Raw genomic sequence first — 17,633 nt, 5'->3', positions numbered from 1 at the left:
CACGCGGCCATCAGGATTATTTCGATCGGATGGCAGCGATGGTCGAGGAGCGCCGGGACCGGCGCTCCTCGGGATTTTACGAGGCGAGGACGCCGCTCTTCTTGGCGGTCCAGGTGGCGATATAATCCATCAGGCCGGGCGAGAGGCAATCATAGGGTTCGAGACCCGATGCCTTCAGTTGTGCTCTGACGGCGTCCATCTTGGCAGGATCGAAGCCGCTTTCGATGATCGACGAGACGAAGGCCGCAAAGGTCGGCTTTGCCCAGCCGCCTTCCTGGAAACGCTCGGGATGAACGAACGACAGTCCCTGGAAGGGATGTTCGCGCTCGACCGGCCCATACATATGCACGCCGCACTCTTTGCAGGCATGCCGCTGGATCAGGGCCGCGGGATCGACGACAGCGAGCTTGTCGCCGTTTTCGAGCACTTCGACGTTTTCCGTCGGCGCTACCGCCACGACCGAGAAGGCCGCCCCCTCTGGCTTCCAGCATTTGGTGCAGCCGCAGGCGTGGTTGTGGGCGATGTCGCCCTTGATCCTGACCTTGACCGGATTGCTCGTGCATTTGCACACGAGCGTCCCGCCCGCGAAAGCAGCGTCAGTCGCTCGAAAGCCTGAATCCACTGCCGGATGAATGGCTATGCTGCTCATTGATTTTCTCCTTCCCTCCCTGGCCGTTTGCGTTATGCCCGGCCGAGCTCTGCAATCACTTTCCCAACCTTTGCGCATGCCAGCGCAGATGGTCCTCCATGAATGTCGAAATGAAAAAGTAGGAATGGCCGTAGCCTTCCTGCATTCGGAGCTTGAGGTTGATACCAGCCGCTTCGCAGGCCTGCCGGAGTTCTTCGGGACGCAAGCCGTCCTCCAGGAAGCTGTCCGCCGTTCCCTGATCGACGAACAGTTCGGGGAACCGATGCCCGTCCTCGATCAGCGAGCAGGAATCATAGGCCCGCCAGGTGGCCTCGTCAGCGCCGAGATATTTCCGCAAGGCCGGCTTCGACCAGCCGGAGACCGAAGGATGGCTGATCGGCGCGAAGGCCGAGCAGCTCCGGAAGCGGTCCGGATTCTTGAGCGCGATGGTGATTGCGCCATGGCCGCCCATCGAGTGGCCGAATATCCCCTGGCGGTCCATGTCGGCGGGGAAATGCTCGGCGACAAGCCGCGGCAACTCGTCGACGATGTAGCTGTACATGCGATAATTCGCCGAATAGGGCGGCTCGGTGGCGTCGACGTAGAAGCCCGCCCCCTTGCCGAACTGCCAGTTGTCGGGCTCATCGGCAACATGGTCGCCGCGAGGGCTGGTATCCGGGCAGACGATGATCAGCCCGAGGTCGGCGGCAAGCCGCCGATACTCGCCCTTGTCCATGACATTGGCATGCGTGCAGGTCAGACCGGATAGATACCATAAAACCGGCAGCCTGCCCTTGGCGGCCTGCGGCGGCACGAAGACCGCAAAGGTCATATCGCAATCGCAGGCCTCGGAGCGGCTGACGTAAACCCCTTGGGTGCCGCTGTGGGACTTATCGGTCGAGATCGTCTTCATGCTCAATAGACCACCACGCCGCGGATCGATTCACCCTTGTGCATCAGGTCGAAGCCCTTGTTGATGTCTTCGAGCGGCATGGTGTGGGTGATCATCGGATCGATCTGGATCTTGCCCTGCATGTACCAGTCGACGATCTTCGGAACGTCGGTGCGCCCGCGCGCGCCGCCGAAGGCCGTGCCCATCCAGTTGCGGCCGGTGACCAGCTGGAACGGACGGGTGGAGATTTCCTGGCCGGCGCCGGCAACGCCGATGATGACCGACTTGCCCCAGCCGCGATGGCTGGCTTCCAGCGCCTGACGCATCACCCTGGTATTGCCGGTGCAGTCGAAGGTATAGTCGGCGCCGCCGATCAGGTCGCCGTTGCGCTTGGTCATGTTGACCAGATAGGGCACGATGTCGTCGCCGACCTCCTTCGGATTGACGAAATGCGTCATGCCGAACTTCTCGCCCCAGGCCTTGCGATCCGGATTGATATCGACGCCGATGATCATGTCGGCGCCGGCAAGGCGCAGACCCTGCAGCACGTTCAGACCGATGCCGCCGAGACCGAAGACGATCGCCGTCGAACCAATCTCCACCTTGGCGGTATTGATGACCGCGCCGATGCCGGTGGTGACGCCGCAGCCGATGTAGCAGACCTTGTCGAAGGGGGCGTCGGGATTGATCTTGGCGAGCGCGATCTCGGGCAGCACCGTATAATTGGCGAAGGTCGAGCAGCCCATATAGTGATGGATCTTGTCCTTGCCGATCGAAAAGCGGCTCGTGCCGTCCGGCATCACGCCCTGACCCTGGGTTGATCGAATCGAGGTGCAGAGATTGGTCTTGCGCGACGTGCAGGAATAGCACTCGCGGCATTCGGGCGTGTAAAGCGGAATGACGTGGTCACCCTTCTTCACCGAGGTGACGCCCGGGCCGACGTCGACGACGATGCCGGCGCCTTCATGGCCGAGAATGGCTGGAAACAGGCCTTCCGGATCGGCGCCCGACAGGGTGAAATCGTCGGTGTGGCAGATACCGGTCGCCTTGACCTCGACCAGCACCTCGCCGGCCTTCGGCCCTTCCAGCTGCACGGTCATCACTTCAAGCGGTTTGCCGGCCTGTACGGCAACAGCGGCGCGAACGTCCATTTGATAATCCCTCCAATTAAATTGAATTCAGTGACTGCATATGCGGATAAACGATCTTGCCCGGCCTCGGCTCGGTTATCCCGGCTCGACCTGGCACCAGACTGCCAGCAGCGGCCGGGCCGTGCATCTTATGGCGAAAGATTGCCCGGCGTCGTTAGCAAAAACTGTGCCGGTAGCGGCAGAAAACCATTGGGAATCGCCAAGGCAGATTTCAGCCGGCGAAAACAGAAGGAAGGCGCGAGGCTGGGTCTGAACATGATCGGGGAAGCGGCTGTAGCGATCCATATAGATCACGCCGACCCTGAGATCGGCGCGTTCTTCCAGGCCCCCGGGACCGACCACGACAGCATGGGAATGCGTGTTGCCGAAATTCAGACTTGCAAACGGACCGGAGCGGCCGCGTCTCCAGAGCAGCTTATCGGCGAGACTATGGAATTGGCTGGCGATCGCCTCGTATTTCCGTCCTGATTTTGCAAGATGGCCAATAACGTCATCAAGCCCTTCCGGCACGCCGGGAAGAGATCCGCCCTCCGGCCGCACCTTGCCCGTTTTGAGCAGCCTCTGCAGGACCTTGCCGGCAACGAAGCTGGCGACGGCAGGGGCGTCGGCCGACAACATCAGCCCGCCGACGTCATTGAGGAATTCCTGCAGCGGCCGGGGCCGCCTTTCCCTTCCGATGTCGTGCAGCCGGATATATGCCGGCTTTTCGTCATCGTTGAGAAGCAGGTCGGCACCAGGCTTGATTGGACGTCCCACCGCGCGCGCCACGTTCGATCCCCCTCGTCAGAGCGCCTTCTGCAATTCCGGCAGGGCTTCGAACAGATCGGCGACCAGACCATAGTCGGCAACCTGGAAGATCGGCGCCTCCTCGTCCTTGTTGATGGCGACGATCACCTTCGAATCCTTCATGCCGGCCAGATGCTGGATGGCGCCTGAGATGCCGGCGGCGATATAAAGCTGCGGCGCAACGACCTTGCCGGTCTGGCCGACCTGCCAGTCGTTCGGCGCATAACCGGCATCGACGGCCGCGCGGGATGCGCCGACGGCAGCACCGAGCTTGTCGGCAAGCGGCAGGATGACTTCGCGGAACTTCTCCGCCGAACCCAGTGCCCGGCCGCCCGAGAGGATGATCTTGGCAGACGTCAGTTCCGGACGGTCGGAAGCCGACAGTGCATCCTTGACGAAAGCCGACAGGCCCGGATCGGAAGCGGCAGTGATCGCCTCGACGGAGGCAGAGCCGCCTTCAGATGCCGAGGCAAACGAGGCGGTGCGCACGGTGATGACCTTCTTGGCATCGCTTGCCTGCACCGTCTGGATGGCATTGCCGGCATAGATCGGCCGCTTGAAGGTATCGGCTGAGACGACTTCGATGATCTCGGAGATCTGGGCGACGTCGAGCAGGGCTGCGACGCGCGGCAGCACGTTCTTGCCGACCGAGGTGGCGGCCGAGATGATCGTGTCATACGAGCCGGCGAGCGAGACGATCAGCTCGGCCAGCGGCTCGGCCAGATTGTTGGCGAGTGCGTCGCTTTCGGCCAATAGCACCTTGGAGACGCCGGAGAGTTTGGCGGCCGCATCGGCCGCAGCCTTGGCGCCCTTGCCGGCAACCAGCACATGAACGTCGGAGCCGATCTGGCTTGCTGCCGTCAGCGCCTTGGCGGTCTGGTCGGAAAGGCTCGAATTGTCGTGATCGGCCAGAAGAAGAATGGTCATGATAATTGCTCCTGTTCTTGCCCGATTACAGCACGCCGGCTTCGTTCTTCAGCTTGTCGACAAGCTCGGCGACCGACTTGACCTTGACGCCGGCCTTGCGGCCACTCGGCTCCTCGGTCTTCAGCACCTTCAGCCGCGGTGTGGTATCGACGCCGAAATCGGCCGGGCTCTTCTTGTCGAGCGGCTTCTTCTTCGCCTTCATGATGTTCGGCAGCGAGGCATAACGCGGTTCGTTCAATCTGAGATCCGAGGTGATTACCGCCGGCAGCTTGATTTCGATGGTCTGCAGACCGCCATCGACTTCGCGGGTCACAGTTGCTTTGCCGTCACCGATTTCGATCTTCGAAGCGAAGGTCGCCTGGGCCGAACCCAGGAGGGCCGCCAGCATCTGGCCGGTCTGGTTGCTGTCGTCGTCGATCGCCTGCTTGCCGACGATGACAAGGCCGGGCTGTTCGGCATCGGCGACCGCTTTCAAGATCTTGGCAACGGCGAGCGGCTCGACCTGATCCTCGGTTTCGACCAGGATCGCCCGGTCGGCGCCCATGGCGAGCGCCGTCCTCAGCGTCTCCTCGGCCTTGGCGGGGCCGATCGACACCACCACCACTTCCTCGGCCTTGCCGGCCTCCTTCAGCCGCAGCGCTTCTTCCACCGAGATCTCGTCGAACGGGTTCATCGACATCTTCACATTGGCTAGCTCGACACCCGTGCCGTCCGGACGAACCCGGATCTTCACGTTGTAGTCGACAACCCGTTTGACGGGCACGAGAATCTTCATGGGCAACCCCCTTTAATTTCCAAATTGCCAGCCGTCAGTGCGGCCGTTCGGCAAGCAACACCCAGAAGGCGAAGAGCGGCGTATCGACCGACCTCATGGCATGTCTGATACCGGGAACATTGTAGAACGACCCGCTGATGCCGGGCGAAAACCACTCCCCGTCGCCTTGCTGGAACTCTCCTTTGGACAGCACGAGATAGACTTCCTCCGGCGCGTGATTGTGATCAGGATAGCGCACATCGGGCGCCATCAAAGTCACCCCGAACCACAGGTCGCTCCGCTCCTCCAATCCTCCCGGGCCGATGATCATGGCATTGGCATGCCCATCGACGAAGTTGTCGCTGGCCGTGCGGTCATACTTGGTGCGTCGACGCCATTCAAGCATTGGTTCGACGCCTTTGAACGCCTCGACCAATCGCGTCAGCGAAGCATAGGAAGTATCCACCGCGAGCGCCAGATCGAGGTGCTCACAGACGGGCAACCGGCTTCCCTCTCCGGCACGCGCGGCGCCCGGGCGCTCCAGCGCCGCAAAAAACTGGCGGACCGAGCGGCGGGCCTCCGGGGCTTTCGCGAACTGATCGAAAGCCAGAGACGCCGCATCCACGAAAAGCTGGAGGCTTTCCCCGCGTATACTCATATCATCCCTCCCGAGACGATCGGCCGACAAACGACCACTCCTGCGATCATATATCCTTTGCGATGCGCAGGCCGTCATAAATGGCGGCATGCGTGTTGCGCGCAGCGACAGCATCGCCGATCCGGAACAGCTGGAACTTGCCCTCGGGATTGCGAATGACGGACTGCGCCTCCCCGGAAAGAAGCTGCTCGTGCGACATCTCACCGAGATTGCTGGAATGCGGCCTCAGCTCGAAATAGAGCTCGTCGAGCGGGATGGTCCCATGATTGACGACGATCTGGTCGAAACTGCTCTGCCTGGCAATCCCGCCGTAATCGCTGCCGACATGGGCGACGAGCTGGTTGCCGCTCTTCTCGACGGCCTCCAGGCGATAGGTGACGGTGAAGGTCACGTCATGCTTCTGAAGAGAGCGCATATAGGGCACCAGGTTCATGGCCATGACTTCGGGCGCAAAGGACCGGTCCGGCGTCATGATCTCGACCTTGGCGCCAGCCTTGGCAAGAAACTCCGCCGCCTGAAGACCGGCATGGTCGCCGGCATCATCGAAAACAAGCACGTTGGTGCCGGGCTTCACGTCACCGGAGATGATATCCCAGGAGGAGACCACCAGCTCGTTGCCCTTCGTGAGAACCTCGGTATGCGGCACGCCGCCGGTCGCGATGATGACGACATCGGGGCGCTCGGCTTCGATCGCGTCGGCTTCGGCCCAGCTATTAAAGTGGAAAGTGACGTCGTATTTCTCGCACTGGCTCATGCGCCAGTCGATGATGCTGATCATTTCCCTGCGGCGCTCACTCTGGGCGGTGAGCCGGATCTGGCCGCCCGCATCGTTCGCCGCCTCGAAGACGACGACCTTATGGCCGCGTTCTCCGGCAACACGCGCCGCTTCCAGACCGGCCGGGCCGGCGCCGACGATAACGACCTTCTTCTTCACCTCGGCCTTCGGCAGAATATGCGGCATGGTCAATTCGCGGCCGGTGGCGGCATTATGGATGCAGTAGGCGGCCCCGCCCTGGTAGATGCGATCGAGACAGTAATTGGCACCGACGCAGGGACGGATATCCTCCTCCCGCTTTTCGATGATCTTGCGGACGATGTGCGGATCGGTCATGTGGGCGCGGGTCATGCCGACCATGTCGACCTTGCCGGCCGCGATTGCATGGCGGGCGGTGGCAACGTCAGGAATTTTCGCCGCATGGAATGTCGGGAAGTCGGTCGCAGCACGGATTTCGCCGGCGAAATCGAGATGCGGCGAATTCGCCATGCCCTGGATCGGGATTACGTCGGTCAAACCTGCGTCGGTATCGATATGGCCGCGGATCACGTTGAGGTAATCGATAAGGCCGCTCTCCTTCAGACGCTTGGAGATTTCGATGCCTTCCGCCTTGCCGGTACCGCCAGGGAGACACTCGTCGGCGGTATAACGCAGGCCGAGAATGAAATCGTCGCCCACCCTTTTCCGGATCGCCTTGAACACGTCAAAACAGAAGCGCAGACGGTTATCCAGCGAGCCGCCATAGGGGCCATCGAGTTCGTTGGTAAGTGGCGACACGAATTGGTCGATCAAGTGGCCGTAGGCCTCGAGTTCGACACCGTCCATGCCGCCCGCCTTCATGCGTTCGGCCGCGTCGGCAAAATCCTTGATGATGCGCTCGATATCCCAATCTTCCATCTTCTTCGGGAAGGCGCGGTGGGAGGCCTCGCGATGATGCGATGGGGCAACGACCGGCAGCCAGTCGCCCTTGTCCCAGCGGGTGCGGCGGCCGAGATGGGTCAGCTGGATCATGATCGCCGCGCCCTCTTCATGCACGGCATCGGTCATCTCCCTGATCCAGGGGACGATTTCGTCCTTGTAGGCAAGCAGGTTATTGAAAACAGGCGGGCTATCCTTGGAAACTGCGGCCGAGCCCGCCGTCATCGTCAGGGCCACCCCGCCCTTTGCCCGCTCCACCGTATAGGCGCGATATCTCTCCTTCGGCATACCGTCTTCCGGATAGGCCGGCTCGTGAGAGGTCACAATGATACGATTGCGAAGCCTTAGATGCTTGAGCTGGTAGGGCTGAAGGAGGGGATCATTCGACATGGGCCGTGGTTCCGGATTAAAATATCAAGGGAGACGCTAAGCGCAATGTACATGTGTGTCAACGATGAAAACAGCAGAGTCGTTATTTTTGACACTTATGTACATTTTTCTTGTGTGCAGCTTCATAATTTGATAGGAGATATTCCATGGATCAGGCTTTGAACGACACCGGCTGGCGGGGATCACAGGAGGGATGGCTGGAAGCAGCTTACCACTCCCTTCTCGAATCCGGCGTGGATTCGGTGAAAATTCTGCCGCTGGCGAAAAAGCTCAATCTCTCGCGCACGAGCTTCTACTGGTTCTTCAAGGATCGGGAGGAACTGTTGGCAGCGCTCGTGGCGCGCTGGCGCGACAAAAACACCGGCAATATCGTCAAGCAGTCGGAGGCCTATGCGGAATCGCTGGCCGAGGCGATGCTCAACGTCTTCGATTGCTGGCTCAATACCGATCTGTTCGACGCGAAATTCGAGTTTGCCGTGCGTAGCTGGGCGCTACAGTCCAACGAGCTTCTCGCCGAGGTTCAAGAGGCTGATCAGATCCGGATGGAGGCGCTCAAACGCATGTTCATGCGGTTCGGGCTACCAGAAACGACATCGGATGTCAGAGCGCGAACGACTTACCTCGTTCAGATCGGCTACATTTCCATGCAATCGAGGGAGGAACTCGCCGTCCGCATGAAACGGATTCCGGAATATATCGCGATCTACACGGGCGTTGTGCCGCAGCAGAGGGAGCTTGATCGCTTCTTCTCCAGGCATGGCTACAGGCCCGGTTAGAGGAGGCCTGGATGAGTGCTTCCTTGAGGATCGGCATTATTGGCGGCGGCGGCTGGCTGGGCGGAGCAATCGCCGGCTCGATTATCGATGCCGGCCTGGTCGATGCTCGAAATCTCTCCCTTTCCTATCGCAGTCAGCAGCCGGATCGTTTCCCGAATTCTTTCTGGACTCACGACAATCAGGCGCTTGCCGACCGCTCGGACGTGATCCTTCTCTCCGTCCGGCCGGATGACTGGCATGCTCTTGATGTCGATGCCGGCGGCAAGCTCGTGATTTCGGTCATGGCGGGCATCGGCCTCGCCGCGCTTTCGCAGCGCCACAAGACCGGTCGTGTCGTCCGCGCCCTGCCGAACGCGGCCGCCGAGGTGGCAAAGTCCTATACGCCCTGGATCGGCGCGAGCGATGTCACGGAAGATGACCGCGCGGTCGTCCGCGCCATTTTCGAGGCTTGCGGATCTGAGGATGAGGTCGCCAGAGAAAGCGACGTCGATTACCTGACAGGCCTTTCCGGCTCCGGACCGGCCTTCCCGGCGCTGCTTGCGGCAGCCATGATGAACGACGCCGTCGCACGCGGCCTGCCGGCCGAGATTGCGCGCCGCGCCGTCAACACGGTGATATCAGGCGCCGGCCGCCTTCTGGAACGCCATAAAGAAAGTCCGGACGACGTCGTCCAAACCTTTCTCGACTATCGCGGCACGACTGCAGCGGCCATCGAAGGCATGCGCGCGGCAGGGTTCGACGCTTCGGTCGCCAAGGGATTGTCCGCAGCATTTGAGAGATCGGTGAGTATGGGAAAAGCTTCCTGACAACCGTTGGGGCGGGCACTGCGGCACCCCGCTCGGCAACACCAGCCGCTAAACAGAGGGAACGAGAATGAAGAAATTACTTGCATCCACGTGTTTGACGTTCGGCCTGATCGGCGGGGCGTCTTTCGCCAGCGCTGCCGAATGCGGCAGCGTGACCATCGCCAGCATGAACTGGCAGAGCGCTGAAGTTCTCTCCAACCTGGACAAGTTCATCCTGAACGAAGGCTATGGCTGCAGTGCTGACATCACCGTCGGCGACACCGTCCCGACCATCACCTCCATGTCCGAAAAGGGCCAGCCGGATATCGCGCCCGAAGCCTGGATCGACCTGCTGCCCGACGTGGTCAAGAAGGGTACGGATGAAGGCCGCATCGTTCAGGTCGGCTCGCCACTGCCGGATGGCGGCGTCCAGGGCTGGTGGATTCCCAAATATCTCGCCGATGCCCATCCCGACATCAAGACGATCGGCGACGCGCTGAAGCATCCGGAACTGTTTCCGGATCCCGAAGATGCGAAGAAGGGCGCCGTCGTCAACGGCCCGCAGGGCTGGGGCGGCACCGTCGTCACCTCGCAGCTCTACAAGGCCTTCGAAGCCGAGAAGGCGGGCTTCACCCTGGTCGATACCGGCTCTGCCGCCGGTCTCGACGGTTCGATCGCCAAGGCCTACGAGCGCAAGGAAGGCTGGGTCGGCTACTACTGGGCGCCGACCGCGCTGCTCGGCAAATATCAGATGGTCAAGCTCGAAGCCGGCGTGCCGGAGGATGCCGCCGAATGGAAGCGCTGCATCACCGTTGCCGATTGCGCCGACCCCAAGCCCGCTGCATGGCCGGTCGACCACGTCGTGACCCTCGTTGCCAAGCCCTTCTCCGAAAAGGCCGGCCCCGAGGTCATGGACTACTTGGCGAAGCGCTCCTGGAGCAACGACACGGTCAACAAGCTGATGTCGTGGATGACCGACAACCAGGCAACCGGCGAAGACGGCGCCAAGCACTTCTTGAAAGAAAACAAGGACCTCTGGACCAAGTGGGTCTCGCCGGAGGCAGCCAAGAAGATCGAAGCTGCTCTCTAAAGCCAATATCGCGGTGCGCCAAAAGCGCACCGCTTCTCGCCGCCGATAAAATCAAAAAGACTGCCACGGCTCTTTGAAGAAAAGGGGAACCGAATGGAATGGTTTTACAAATTCCCGCATATGAACGACGACGCGCTTCGTAATCTGAAGAAAGCGATCGATGACGGCTTTCGCGGGTTCACCCGCAGCTATGGCGACGGCATCGAAAGCCTGTTCGTCCCGCTGCAGCATTTCCTCATCGCCGCCGAACGTTTCATGACGCAGACGCCGTGGCCGATCATTACGGCGATCATCCTCGTCATCGCCTGGTTTGCGAGCCGCAGCCTGAAGATCGTCGTCGGCTGTCTGGTGACGCTGATGCTGATCGGCTATTTCGACATGTGGGACGATACGATGCGGACGGTCTCGATGATCTTCGTCTGCACCGTGCTCTCCATCGCCATCGGCATTCCGATCGGCATATTGATGGCGCGCTCCGACCGGCTGCAGCGCATCGTCAACCCGATTCTCGACGTCATGCAGACGATGCCGAGCTTCGTCTATCTCATCCCGGTCGTCATGCTGCTCGGCATCGGCAAGGTGCCCGGCCTGATCGCCGTCGTCATCTACGCCATCCCGCCGATGATTCGCCTGACCGATCTCGGCATCCGGCTCGTCGACAAGGACGTGCTTGAGGCAGCTGACGCCTTCGGGACGTCGCGATCGCAGAAGCTGTTCAAGGTGCAGTTGCCGCTGGCGCTGCCCACCATCATGGCCGGCATCAACCAGACGATCATGATGGCGCTCGCCATGGTGGTCATCGCCTCGATGATCGGCGTCCAGGGCCTCGGCCAGCCGGTGCTCAAGGCGATCGCCAACCAGTATTTCACGCTTGGCATTTTCAACGGTCTTGCCATCGTCGGCATCGCCATCATCTTCGACCGAGTCAGCCAGGCATACGGCAAAAGGCTCCAGAAGCATCGGGAGACCGTCCATGGCTGAGCATCGTTTCGGCGGCATCAAGATCCACCACCTCTACAAGATCTTCGGTCCCAACCCCACCGCTTATGTCGATGCTGTTCAGAAAGGCCTGACCAAGGCCGAACTCAACGAAAAGCACGGCCATGTGCTCGGTCTCAGGGATATCAATGTGGAAATCCCTTCCGGCCGCATCCAGGTGATCATGGGCCTTTCGGGTTCGGGCAAGTCGACGTTGATCCGCCACATCAACCGGCTCATCGATCCAACCGCCGGCGAAGTGCTTGTCGACGGCGTCGACGTCGTGAAGATGAACGAGACCGAGTTGCGGACGTTTCGCCGGCAGCAGACGGCGATGGTGTTCCAGAAGTTCGCGCTGCTGCCGCACCGCAACGTGCTCGAGAACACTATCTTCGGCCTCGAAGTGCAGGGTATGGAGCGCGCCAAAGCCGTCGACGTCGCCATGCGCTGGCTGGAGCGGGTCGGGCTGAAGGGCTTCGAGCAGAGATATCCCAACCAGCTCTCCGGCGGCATGCAGCAGCGCGTCGGCCTGGCCAGGGCGCTCTCCAACGACGCCCCGGTCCTTCTGATGGACGAAGCCTATTCGGCGCTCGACCCTTTGATCCGCACCGACATGCAGACGGTGCTTCTCGACATCCAGAAGGAGATCAAGAAAACCATCGTCTTCATCACCCACGATCTCGACGAGGCGCTGCGGCTGGGCGACCAGATCGCCATCCTGCGCGATGGCGAAGTCATCCAGCAGGGCACCAGCCAGGACATTGTTCTGCGGCCGGCCGACGACTACATCGCCAACTTCGTCAAGGAGGTCAATCGCGGCCGAGTCATCCATGTCGAAGCCGTGATGACGCCGCTGCATTCCGGTGCGGCGCCGGTTGGACTGGCAATTGTGGCAGGAACGACCGTCGAAGAAGCCGTCCGCATGCTGTCATCGGCGCCAGAGGGCGACGCCAGGGTGGTTTCGCCTTCCGGGGAAACCTTGGGGCTCGTCACCTTCCGCCAACTCGCCAGTGCCATGGTGAACTCGCAGGAGGGGGTGGCTGCCCGACACGACAGTACCCTCTCGGTTGCTCTTTGAAGCCTGCTCTCAATGCGGCCGTGTCTGCGTTTCGCCGTCGACAGCGATAGTGGGCACGCCGCCTTTTGTGAACTGAAAGTCGGTGACCCGACGCCTGAGGAACCGCCATGTCGGAACTCTTCCCGCGTCTGTTTTCGCCCCTCAGCCTGCGCGGGCACATCTTGGGCGGGCGCATGCGGCAAATATGGCAAGCGATGGTGTGCCGGGCGACCGGCATATCGCCTATCATGCCGAGCGCGTGATGGGTGGCGCCGGAATGATTGTCGTCGAACCGATGCAGGTCCATCCCGCTGCCGTCCTGACGCGCGGGAATTTTCGTCCCGGTGACGATAATGTGATCCCTCACTTCAGAAAGGTCGCAACCGCGATCAAGCAAAACGGTGCGATCGCAATCCGGCAGCTCTACCATGGCGGTGCGCACGGCAACTCCGGCAATTCACACCACCCGCATTGGTCGCCATCCGGCTCGCCCTGCTATCACGACAGCGAAGGCTCGCATTCGATGAGCGAGGCGGAGATCTGGGACACGATCGACTGCTTCGTGCAGGCAGCGCGCCGCTGCCGCCGCGCGAACATGCTTAGCCAGCGGCCGCCTATACATTTTGCGCAGAACCAGTCCAGACTGCGTCGCGAAAAGCCAGTTGGCGGATAATATCGTGACCCGACAATTGCTCCAGGGCTGAGGAACAATAAGATGAACCTTGACCTGGACCATGATGGTTTGCGGTCCCAAAGCCAAGCCCGTTCATCCATCACCCCCAAAAAGGATGGAAGGGATCATACATCCGCACACCATCCCGTGCGTATGCCTGCATGCATGTCTGCCTGCCGAAGGCAATCTTAAGCGGTCCACTATAGAACCTTCGGCAGGCGACTGCGCGGCTCGCGACTGCGGCACATCTCCATTCGCGTCAGGCAATATATGCATCGCGGCGCCACCGCCGCATTGGTTGGTGACCTTCCAGCCACACGCGAAAATTTTGCCCTTCAGCGTAATCGTTTCATCATATTGCCAATTGTCCCGTGTTCTGCCAGTTCGTCCGTCAGGCCGAAACCGGATGTAATGGGAACTGTCGACAATCTATGTCTAGCTGGATTTTTGACATTTGCCGCGCCCGAACTCGGCCTGCATCGGCTTGCGCAAGGCGCAGGTTTCGATGCCGGTATCAGGCGGAAATCCAGTCGCGCGCACGCCTGCGCCCGGCGCCCGGACCGTCTACCATAGGGACTATCAACCGGCCCTGATGAGCACGCAGCGGAGAACGATGATCGAGACAATTGGCCGAGGTACGTGCATCAAGCCCACCGCCACGAAACTCGTCCTTCGTTCCGGCGTCTGCGGGCAATCGAGGGCAAGTCGAAGCAAGCGAATTGCACAACGGAAGCAGCATGACAGATAGTAGCACTCCGCAATTCTCATTTCGATTTCGCGGCTCGTCCTTCGACAATATGGTCGAAACCCTCGGGGGCGCTTTTGGCGCGTTCGATGCCGAGCCTGTCGGCCGGGCTCAGCAGTTCCATTGGGGATTGGATTTTTCTGCGGCTGACAGCGCTGTCCTGCTCACCGGCTATCACGAGGCGGAGTTTCAGTTCAATATCGAGCCGACCGTCGATACGACAGAGTATTTGTCGATCGTCGTGCCGCGCAGCGGCGGCATGGGGGTGGCTTACGGATCCCGCCTCGCCGAGGCGGGGCAGGGAAAATTGCTTCTCTACAATAATTTCGAACCAGACAGCGTCATCATGCACGGGCAGTCGAACGTCATCGACGAATTGCTGATCAACTGGTCCGTGATCCTCCAGACGATCGGCCAGACGTTCGAAATACCGTTCAGCGGCTCTCTCGATCTGCTGCCTGAACTGGATCTGTCGACGCCGATCGGCCGGACGATCGGCAATCTGACCGAAACGATCGCCATCGGCATGCGCGACGACGGCCCTCTGCTGCAGTCGCCGATCGCCATGGCGCATATGACGCAGGCGCTGGCCGATCTGGTCGTGCGGCTTGTGCCGAACCGGCTGTCGCATTTTCTCGACAAGGGGCCAGCCCTCATCGCTCCCCGGCATGTGCGCAAGGCGATCGAATTCATGCAGGCCAATATCGATCAGCCGATCACCATGCCGAAGGTCGCCGAAGCGGCCGGCGTCTCCAGCCGGGCGCTCGAAACCGGCTTTCGTGCTTTCAGGGGCACCTCTCCCGCCGCCTACCTGCTGACGCTTCGCCTGCGCGCGGCCAGGCAGGACCTGCTCAACCCCGAGAGCACCGAAACCATGAAGGCGATCTGTCTCAAATGGGGCTTCTTTCATTTCGGCCGGTTCTCCTCGGTCTATAAGTCGACCTATGGGGAGTATCCTTCCGAAACTAGGAAGCGCGTCTGTCGTCGATAATGCCCGTCATCGGCAAGCGCGCGGCGATCAATGCGAAGCGCTTTGCCGGCCGTGCTTACGGCGAGCAAGCCGGAGGCAAGGTGTAGTGCACTCTCATCGTCTTCGGATCCCGCTTGACGATCTCGATCATGCCGCCGCGCTCCGCCAGGGCATTGAGTTCCCGCAGCACGAGGGAATGCGCGATCCCCAGCCTGCGTGCGAAGGAGCGGCTGTCATGCGCAATCCCGAGCTTGGCTGCGACGAGAAGACCCGCCTGTATCGTTGTCAGCCTGCCATCCCCGGCTTGCGCAGCCGCAACGAGGGCAAGAAACCGATCGACGTCGGACGTCTCTTCCTTCACGCGGCGTTTCGCCCGCGGAAAGACACCATGATCGACTTCGAGGTCGGCGTATCGCTCTCCTTGCCGGCGCTGCCGAGCGGCACCAGCACGTTCAGCTCGGGATAATAACCGGCAATGCTGCCCCTCGGAATCTCATAGGGCACCAGGCGGAAATTCTCAGCGATGCGCTCGATGCCGTCATCATACTCGCCGATCACGTCGACCCGGTCGCCGGCCTCGGCATTCATCGCCTTCAGGTCGGCGGGATGAATGAAAATCACCTGCCGCTCGCCGTAGATGCCGCGATACCGGTCATCGAGACCATAGACGGTCGTATTGTATTGATCGTGCGAGCGGAACGTCTGCAGGGCGAAACGATGCCCCTCGCCTTTTCGTGCACGCTGATGCACCGTCTCCTCCGGAAGCGGCTCGGAGGAGAATGACGCCTTGCCTGCCGGCGTATCCCACTCCCGATGCGCAGCCGCATTGCGCAGGTGAAAGCCGCGTGGCTTGCGCAGGCGCGCATTGTAGTTTTCGAAGCCCGGAATGGTCGCCTCGATATGATCGCGGATGCGGTCGTAGTCGTCGGCAAGCTCGGCCCAATCGACGACGGCGGAGCCGACCGTCGCTTGGGCCATGCCGGCAATGATGCCGACTTCTGAGAGCAGGTGCGGCGAGGCCGGACGATTGATGCCGGCAGAGCCATGCACCATGCTCATCGAATCCTCGACGCTGACGAGCTGGGAGTTACCGGCTTCGTTGAGGTCCATCTCGGTGCGTCCGAGGCAGGGCAGGATGAAGGCCGCCTCGCCGGGCATGAGATGCGAATGATTGGGTTTGGTTGCGATGTGCACCGTCAGCTTCAGCCGCCGAAGCGCCTTTTCGACGAGGGCACTGTCGGGCGTTGCGCGCGCGAAATTGCCACCAAGACCGATGAAGGCTTCGGCCGAGCCGTCAAGCATCGCGCCGATCGCTGCCAGAACGTTGTGGCCATGTTCGCGGGGAACGGCAAAGCGGAAGTGTTTTTCCAGAGCATCGAGGAAATCGTCCGATGGCTTCTCGTCGATGCCGACTGTGCGGTCGCCCTGCACGTTGGAATGGCCGCGCACCGGGCAAAGGCCGGCGCCTGGTTTGCCGACATTGCCGCGCAGGAACATGAAGTTGGCGATCTCGCGAATCGTCGCGACCGAATGCAGGTGCTGGGTGACGCCCATCGCCCAGGTGCAGATGACGCGTTCGGCGTTGATATAGACCTCGGCCGCCCGCTCGATCTCCTCGCGGCTCAGTCCCGACTGGTCCTCGATCTCAGCCCAGCTCGTCGCCTCGACCGCGGCCCGATAGGCCTGGAAATCCGCGCAGTGTTCGGTAAGAAATGCATGGTCGAGAACGGAAGGCAGACCGGCGGCGACCGCTCTGTCTTCGGCGGCCAGCACGGCCTTGGCCATGCCCCGCACCGCGGCCATATCGCCGCCGAGCTGCGGTTGCAGATATTGGCTGGCGATCTCGGTCGAACCGCCCCGCAGCATCTCGATCTTGTCCTGCGGATCGGAGAAGCGCTCCAGGCCGCGTTCGCGGATGGGGTTGAAGACGACGATACGCGCGCCGCGGATCGCAGCGCGGCGCAGGTCGCCGACCATTCTCGGGTGATTGGTGCCGGGGTTCTGACCGATCACGAAGATCGCGTCGGCCTCTTCGAAATCCTCCAGAAGCACGGTGCCCTTGCCGACGCCGACGGCCTGGCGCATGGCAATGCCGCTGGCTTCGTGGCACATGTTGGAGCAATCGGGAAAATTATTGGTGCCGTAGACGCGCACGAACAGCTGGTACAGGAAGGCGGCTTCATTGCTGGCCCGGCCCGAGGTGTAGAATTCCGCCCGGTTGGGCGTATCGAGGCCCTTCAGGATGCCGCCGATCTCGGCAAAGGCATCCTGCCAGGAAACCGGCAGGTAGCGGTCGCTGACCCTGTCATAGCGCATCGGATGCGTGAGGCGGCCGTTGAGCTCGAGTTCATAATCGCTCAGCCGGCGAAGCTGCGAGACCGTATTGTCCGCGAAGAAGGCGGGTGTTGCCCGCTTCTCTGTCGCCTCCCAGGCGACCGCCTTGACGCCGTTCTCGCAGAACTCGAACGACGATCCGTGTTCCGGATCGCCCCAGGCGCAGCCCGGGCAATCGAAGCCATCCGGCTGGTTTGCCTTCAGCATGGTGCGCGCGCCTGAGATGGGCATGCCGCTTTGCAGCAATTGCTTGCCGCAGCTCTTCAAAGCGCCCCAGCCGCCGGCTGCCGCCGATTTCTTGCCAATGAATTTTGTGTCCATGCGCCCTGTATTGTCGAAGCGGACA

Annotated in this window: 16 protein-coding genes and 1 pseudogene; 7 read left to right on the top strand and 10 right to left on the bottom strand. The window is 61.3% G+C overall.

The window, feature by feature from the left end:
* Positions 1 to 76: 76 nt before the first annotated feature.
* The 8 genes from gfa to GGD57_RS05155 all read right to left on the bottom strand — a co-directional run bounded on the left by gfa (position 77) and on the right by GGD57_RS05155 (position 7,879).
* Positions 77 to 649 carry an S-(hydroxymethyl)glutathione synthase gene (gene gfa / locus GGD57_RS05190; RefSeq protein WP_184467529.1) on the bottom strand — a complete coding sequence of 191 codons (573 nt, stop codon included), beginning with the start codon at positions 647 to 649 and terminating at the stop codon, positions 77 to 79.
* Between the two features lie 55 nt (positions 650 to 704).
* Complete coding sequence (gene fghA, locus GGD57_RS05185) at positions 705 to 1,541, bottom strand: S-formylglutathione hydrolase (protein WP_184467527.1); 837 nt, start codon at positions 1,539 to 1,541, stop codon at positions 705 to 707.
* A gap of 2 nt (positions 1,542 to 1,543) precedes the next feature.
* Complete coding sequence (locus tag GGD57_RS05180) at positions 1,544 to 2,671, bottom strand: S-(hydroxymethyl)glutathione dehydrogenase/class III alcohol dehydrogenase (protein WP_184467525.1); 1,128 nt, start codon at positions 2,669 to 2,671, stop codon at positions 1,544 to 1,546.
* Between the two features lie 75 nt (positions 2,672 to 2,746).
* Positions 2,747 to 3,439, bottom strand: coding sequence for a dimethylsulfonioproprionate lyase family protein (locus GGD57_RS05175; RefSeq protein ID WP_184467523.1), 693 nt, complete (start codon positions 3,437 to 3,439; stop codon positions 2,747 to 2,749).
* 15 nt (positions 3,440 to 3,454) lie between these two features.
* A complete protein-coding gene (locus GGD57_RS05170; protein WP_184467521.1) occupies positions 3,455 to 4,384 on the bottom strand; it encodes an electron transfer flavoprotein subunit alpha/FixB family protein in 930 nt (309 codons plus the stop codon).
* A gap of 25 nt (positions 4,385 to 4,409) precedes the next feature.
* On the bottom strand, positions 4,410 to 5,159 hold the full coding sequence (locus GGD57_RS05165; protein WP_184467519.1) for an electron transfer flavoprotein subunit beta/FixA family protein: 750 nt from the start codon (positions 5,157 to 5,159) through the stop codon (positions 4,410 to 4,412).
* A gap of 34 nt (positions 5,160 to 5,193) precedes the next feature.
* Complete coding sequence (locus GGD57_RS05160) at positions 5,194 to 5,796, bottom strand: dimethylsulfoniopropionate lyase (protein ID WP_184468005.1); 603 nt, start codon at positions 5,794 to 5,796, stop codon at positions 5,194 to 5,196.
* Positions 5,797 to 5,842: 46 nt separating this feature from the next.
* Positions 5,843 to 7,879, bottom strand: coding sequence for an NADH:flavin oxidoreductase (locus GGD57_RS05155; RefSeq protein ID WP_184467517.1), 2,037 nt, complete (start codon positions 7,877 to 7,879; stop codon positions 5,843 to 5,845).
* Between the two features lie 146 nt (positions 7,880 to 8,025).
* On the opposite strand from GGD57_RS05155, the gene GGD57_RS05150 reads away from it, so the two are divergent.
* The 7 genes and pseudogenes from GGD57_RS05150 to GGD57_RS05120 all read left to right on the top strand — a co-directional run bounded on the left by GGD57_RS05150 (position 8,026) and on the right by GGD57_RS05120 (position 14,974).
* The gene (locus GGD57_RS05150) at positions 8,026 to 8,655 is read left to right on the top strand and encodes a TetR/AcrR family transcriptional regulator (protein WP_184467515.1); all 630 of its coding nucleotides are present in this window, start codon (positions 8,026 to 8,028) and stop codon (positions 8,653 to 8,655) included.
* An 11-nt stretch (positions 8,656 to 8,666) separates the two neighbouring features.
* Positions 8,667 to 9,461 carry a pyrroline-5-carboxylate reductase family protein gene (locus tag GGD57_RS05145; RefSeq protein ID WP_184467513.1) on the top strand — a complete coding sequence of 265 codons (795 nt, stop codon included), beginning with the start codon at positions 8,667 to 8,669 and terminating at the stop codon, positions 9,459 to 9,461.
* 67 nt (positions 9,462 to 9,528) lie between these two features.
* Positions 9,529 to 10,530: an ABC transporter substrate-binding protein gene (locus tag GGD57_RS05140; RefSeq protein ID WP_184467511.1), complete on the top strand. Its 1,002-nt coding sequence runs from the start codon at positions 9,529 to 9,531 to the stop codon at positions 10,528 to 10,530.
* 93 nt (positions 10,531 to 10,623) lie between these two features.
* Positions 10,624 to 11,511, top strand: coding sequence for an ABC transporter permease (locus GGD57_RS05135; protein ID WP_184467509.1), 888 nt, complete (start codon positions 10,624 to 10,626; stop codon positions 11,509 to 11,511).
* Positions 11,504 to 12,586: a quaternary amine ABC transporter ATP-binding protein gene (locus tag GGD57_RS05130; protein WP_184467507.1), complete on the top strand. Its 1,083-nt coding sequence runs from the start codon at positions 11,504 to 11,506 to the stop codon at positions 12,584 to 12,586. The genes GGD57_RS05135 and GGD57_RS05130 overlap by 8 nt, the downstream gene beginning before the upstream one ends.
* Positions 12,587 to 12,693: 107 nt before the next feature.
* Positions 12,694 to 13,157: pseudogene (locus tag GGD57_RS05125) on the top strand (FAD-dependent oxidoreductase); the annotation flags it as partial.
* 818 nt (positions 13,158 to 13,975) lie between these two features.
* Positions 13,976 to 14,974 (top strand): helix-turn-helix transcriptional regulator, encoded by a 999-nt coding sequence (locus GGD57_RS05120; protein ID WP_184467503.1) that lies wholly within the window; start codon positions 13,976 to 13,978, stop codon positions 14,972 to 14,974.
* A gap of 55 nt (positions 14,975 to 15,029) precedes the next feature.
* On the opposite strand, the gene GGD57_RS05115 is transcribed toward GGD57_RS05120, so the two are convergent.
* A complete protein-coding gene (locus GGD57_RS05115; RefSeq protein ID WP_184467501.1) occupies positions 15,030 to 15,314 on the bottom strand; it encodes a hypothetical protein in 285 nt (94 codons plus the stop codon).
* Positions 15,311 to 17,608 (bottom strand): FdhF/YdeP family oxidoreductase, encoded by a 2,298-nt coding sequence (locus GGD57_RS05110; RefSeq protein ID WP_184467499.1) that lies wholly within the window; start codon positions 17,606 to 17,608, stop codon positions 15,311 to 15,313. Before GGD57_RS05110 ends, GGD57_RS05115 begins: the two co-directional genes overlap by 4 nt.
* Between the last annotated feature and the right edge of the window lie 25 nt (positions 17,609 to 17,633).

The sequence above is a fragment of the Rhizobium esperanzae genome, assembly GCF_014197615.1.
Classification (GTDB): Bacteria; Pseudomonadota; Alphaproteobacteria; order Rhizobiales; family Rhizobiaceae; genus Rhizobium; species Rhizobium esperanzae_A.
Note: the sequence above shows the minus strand (reverse complement) of the source record. Positions and strands in the feature narration are given on the sequence as shown.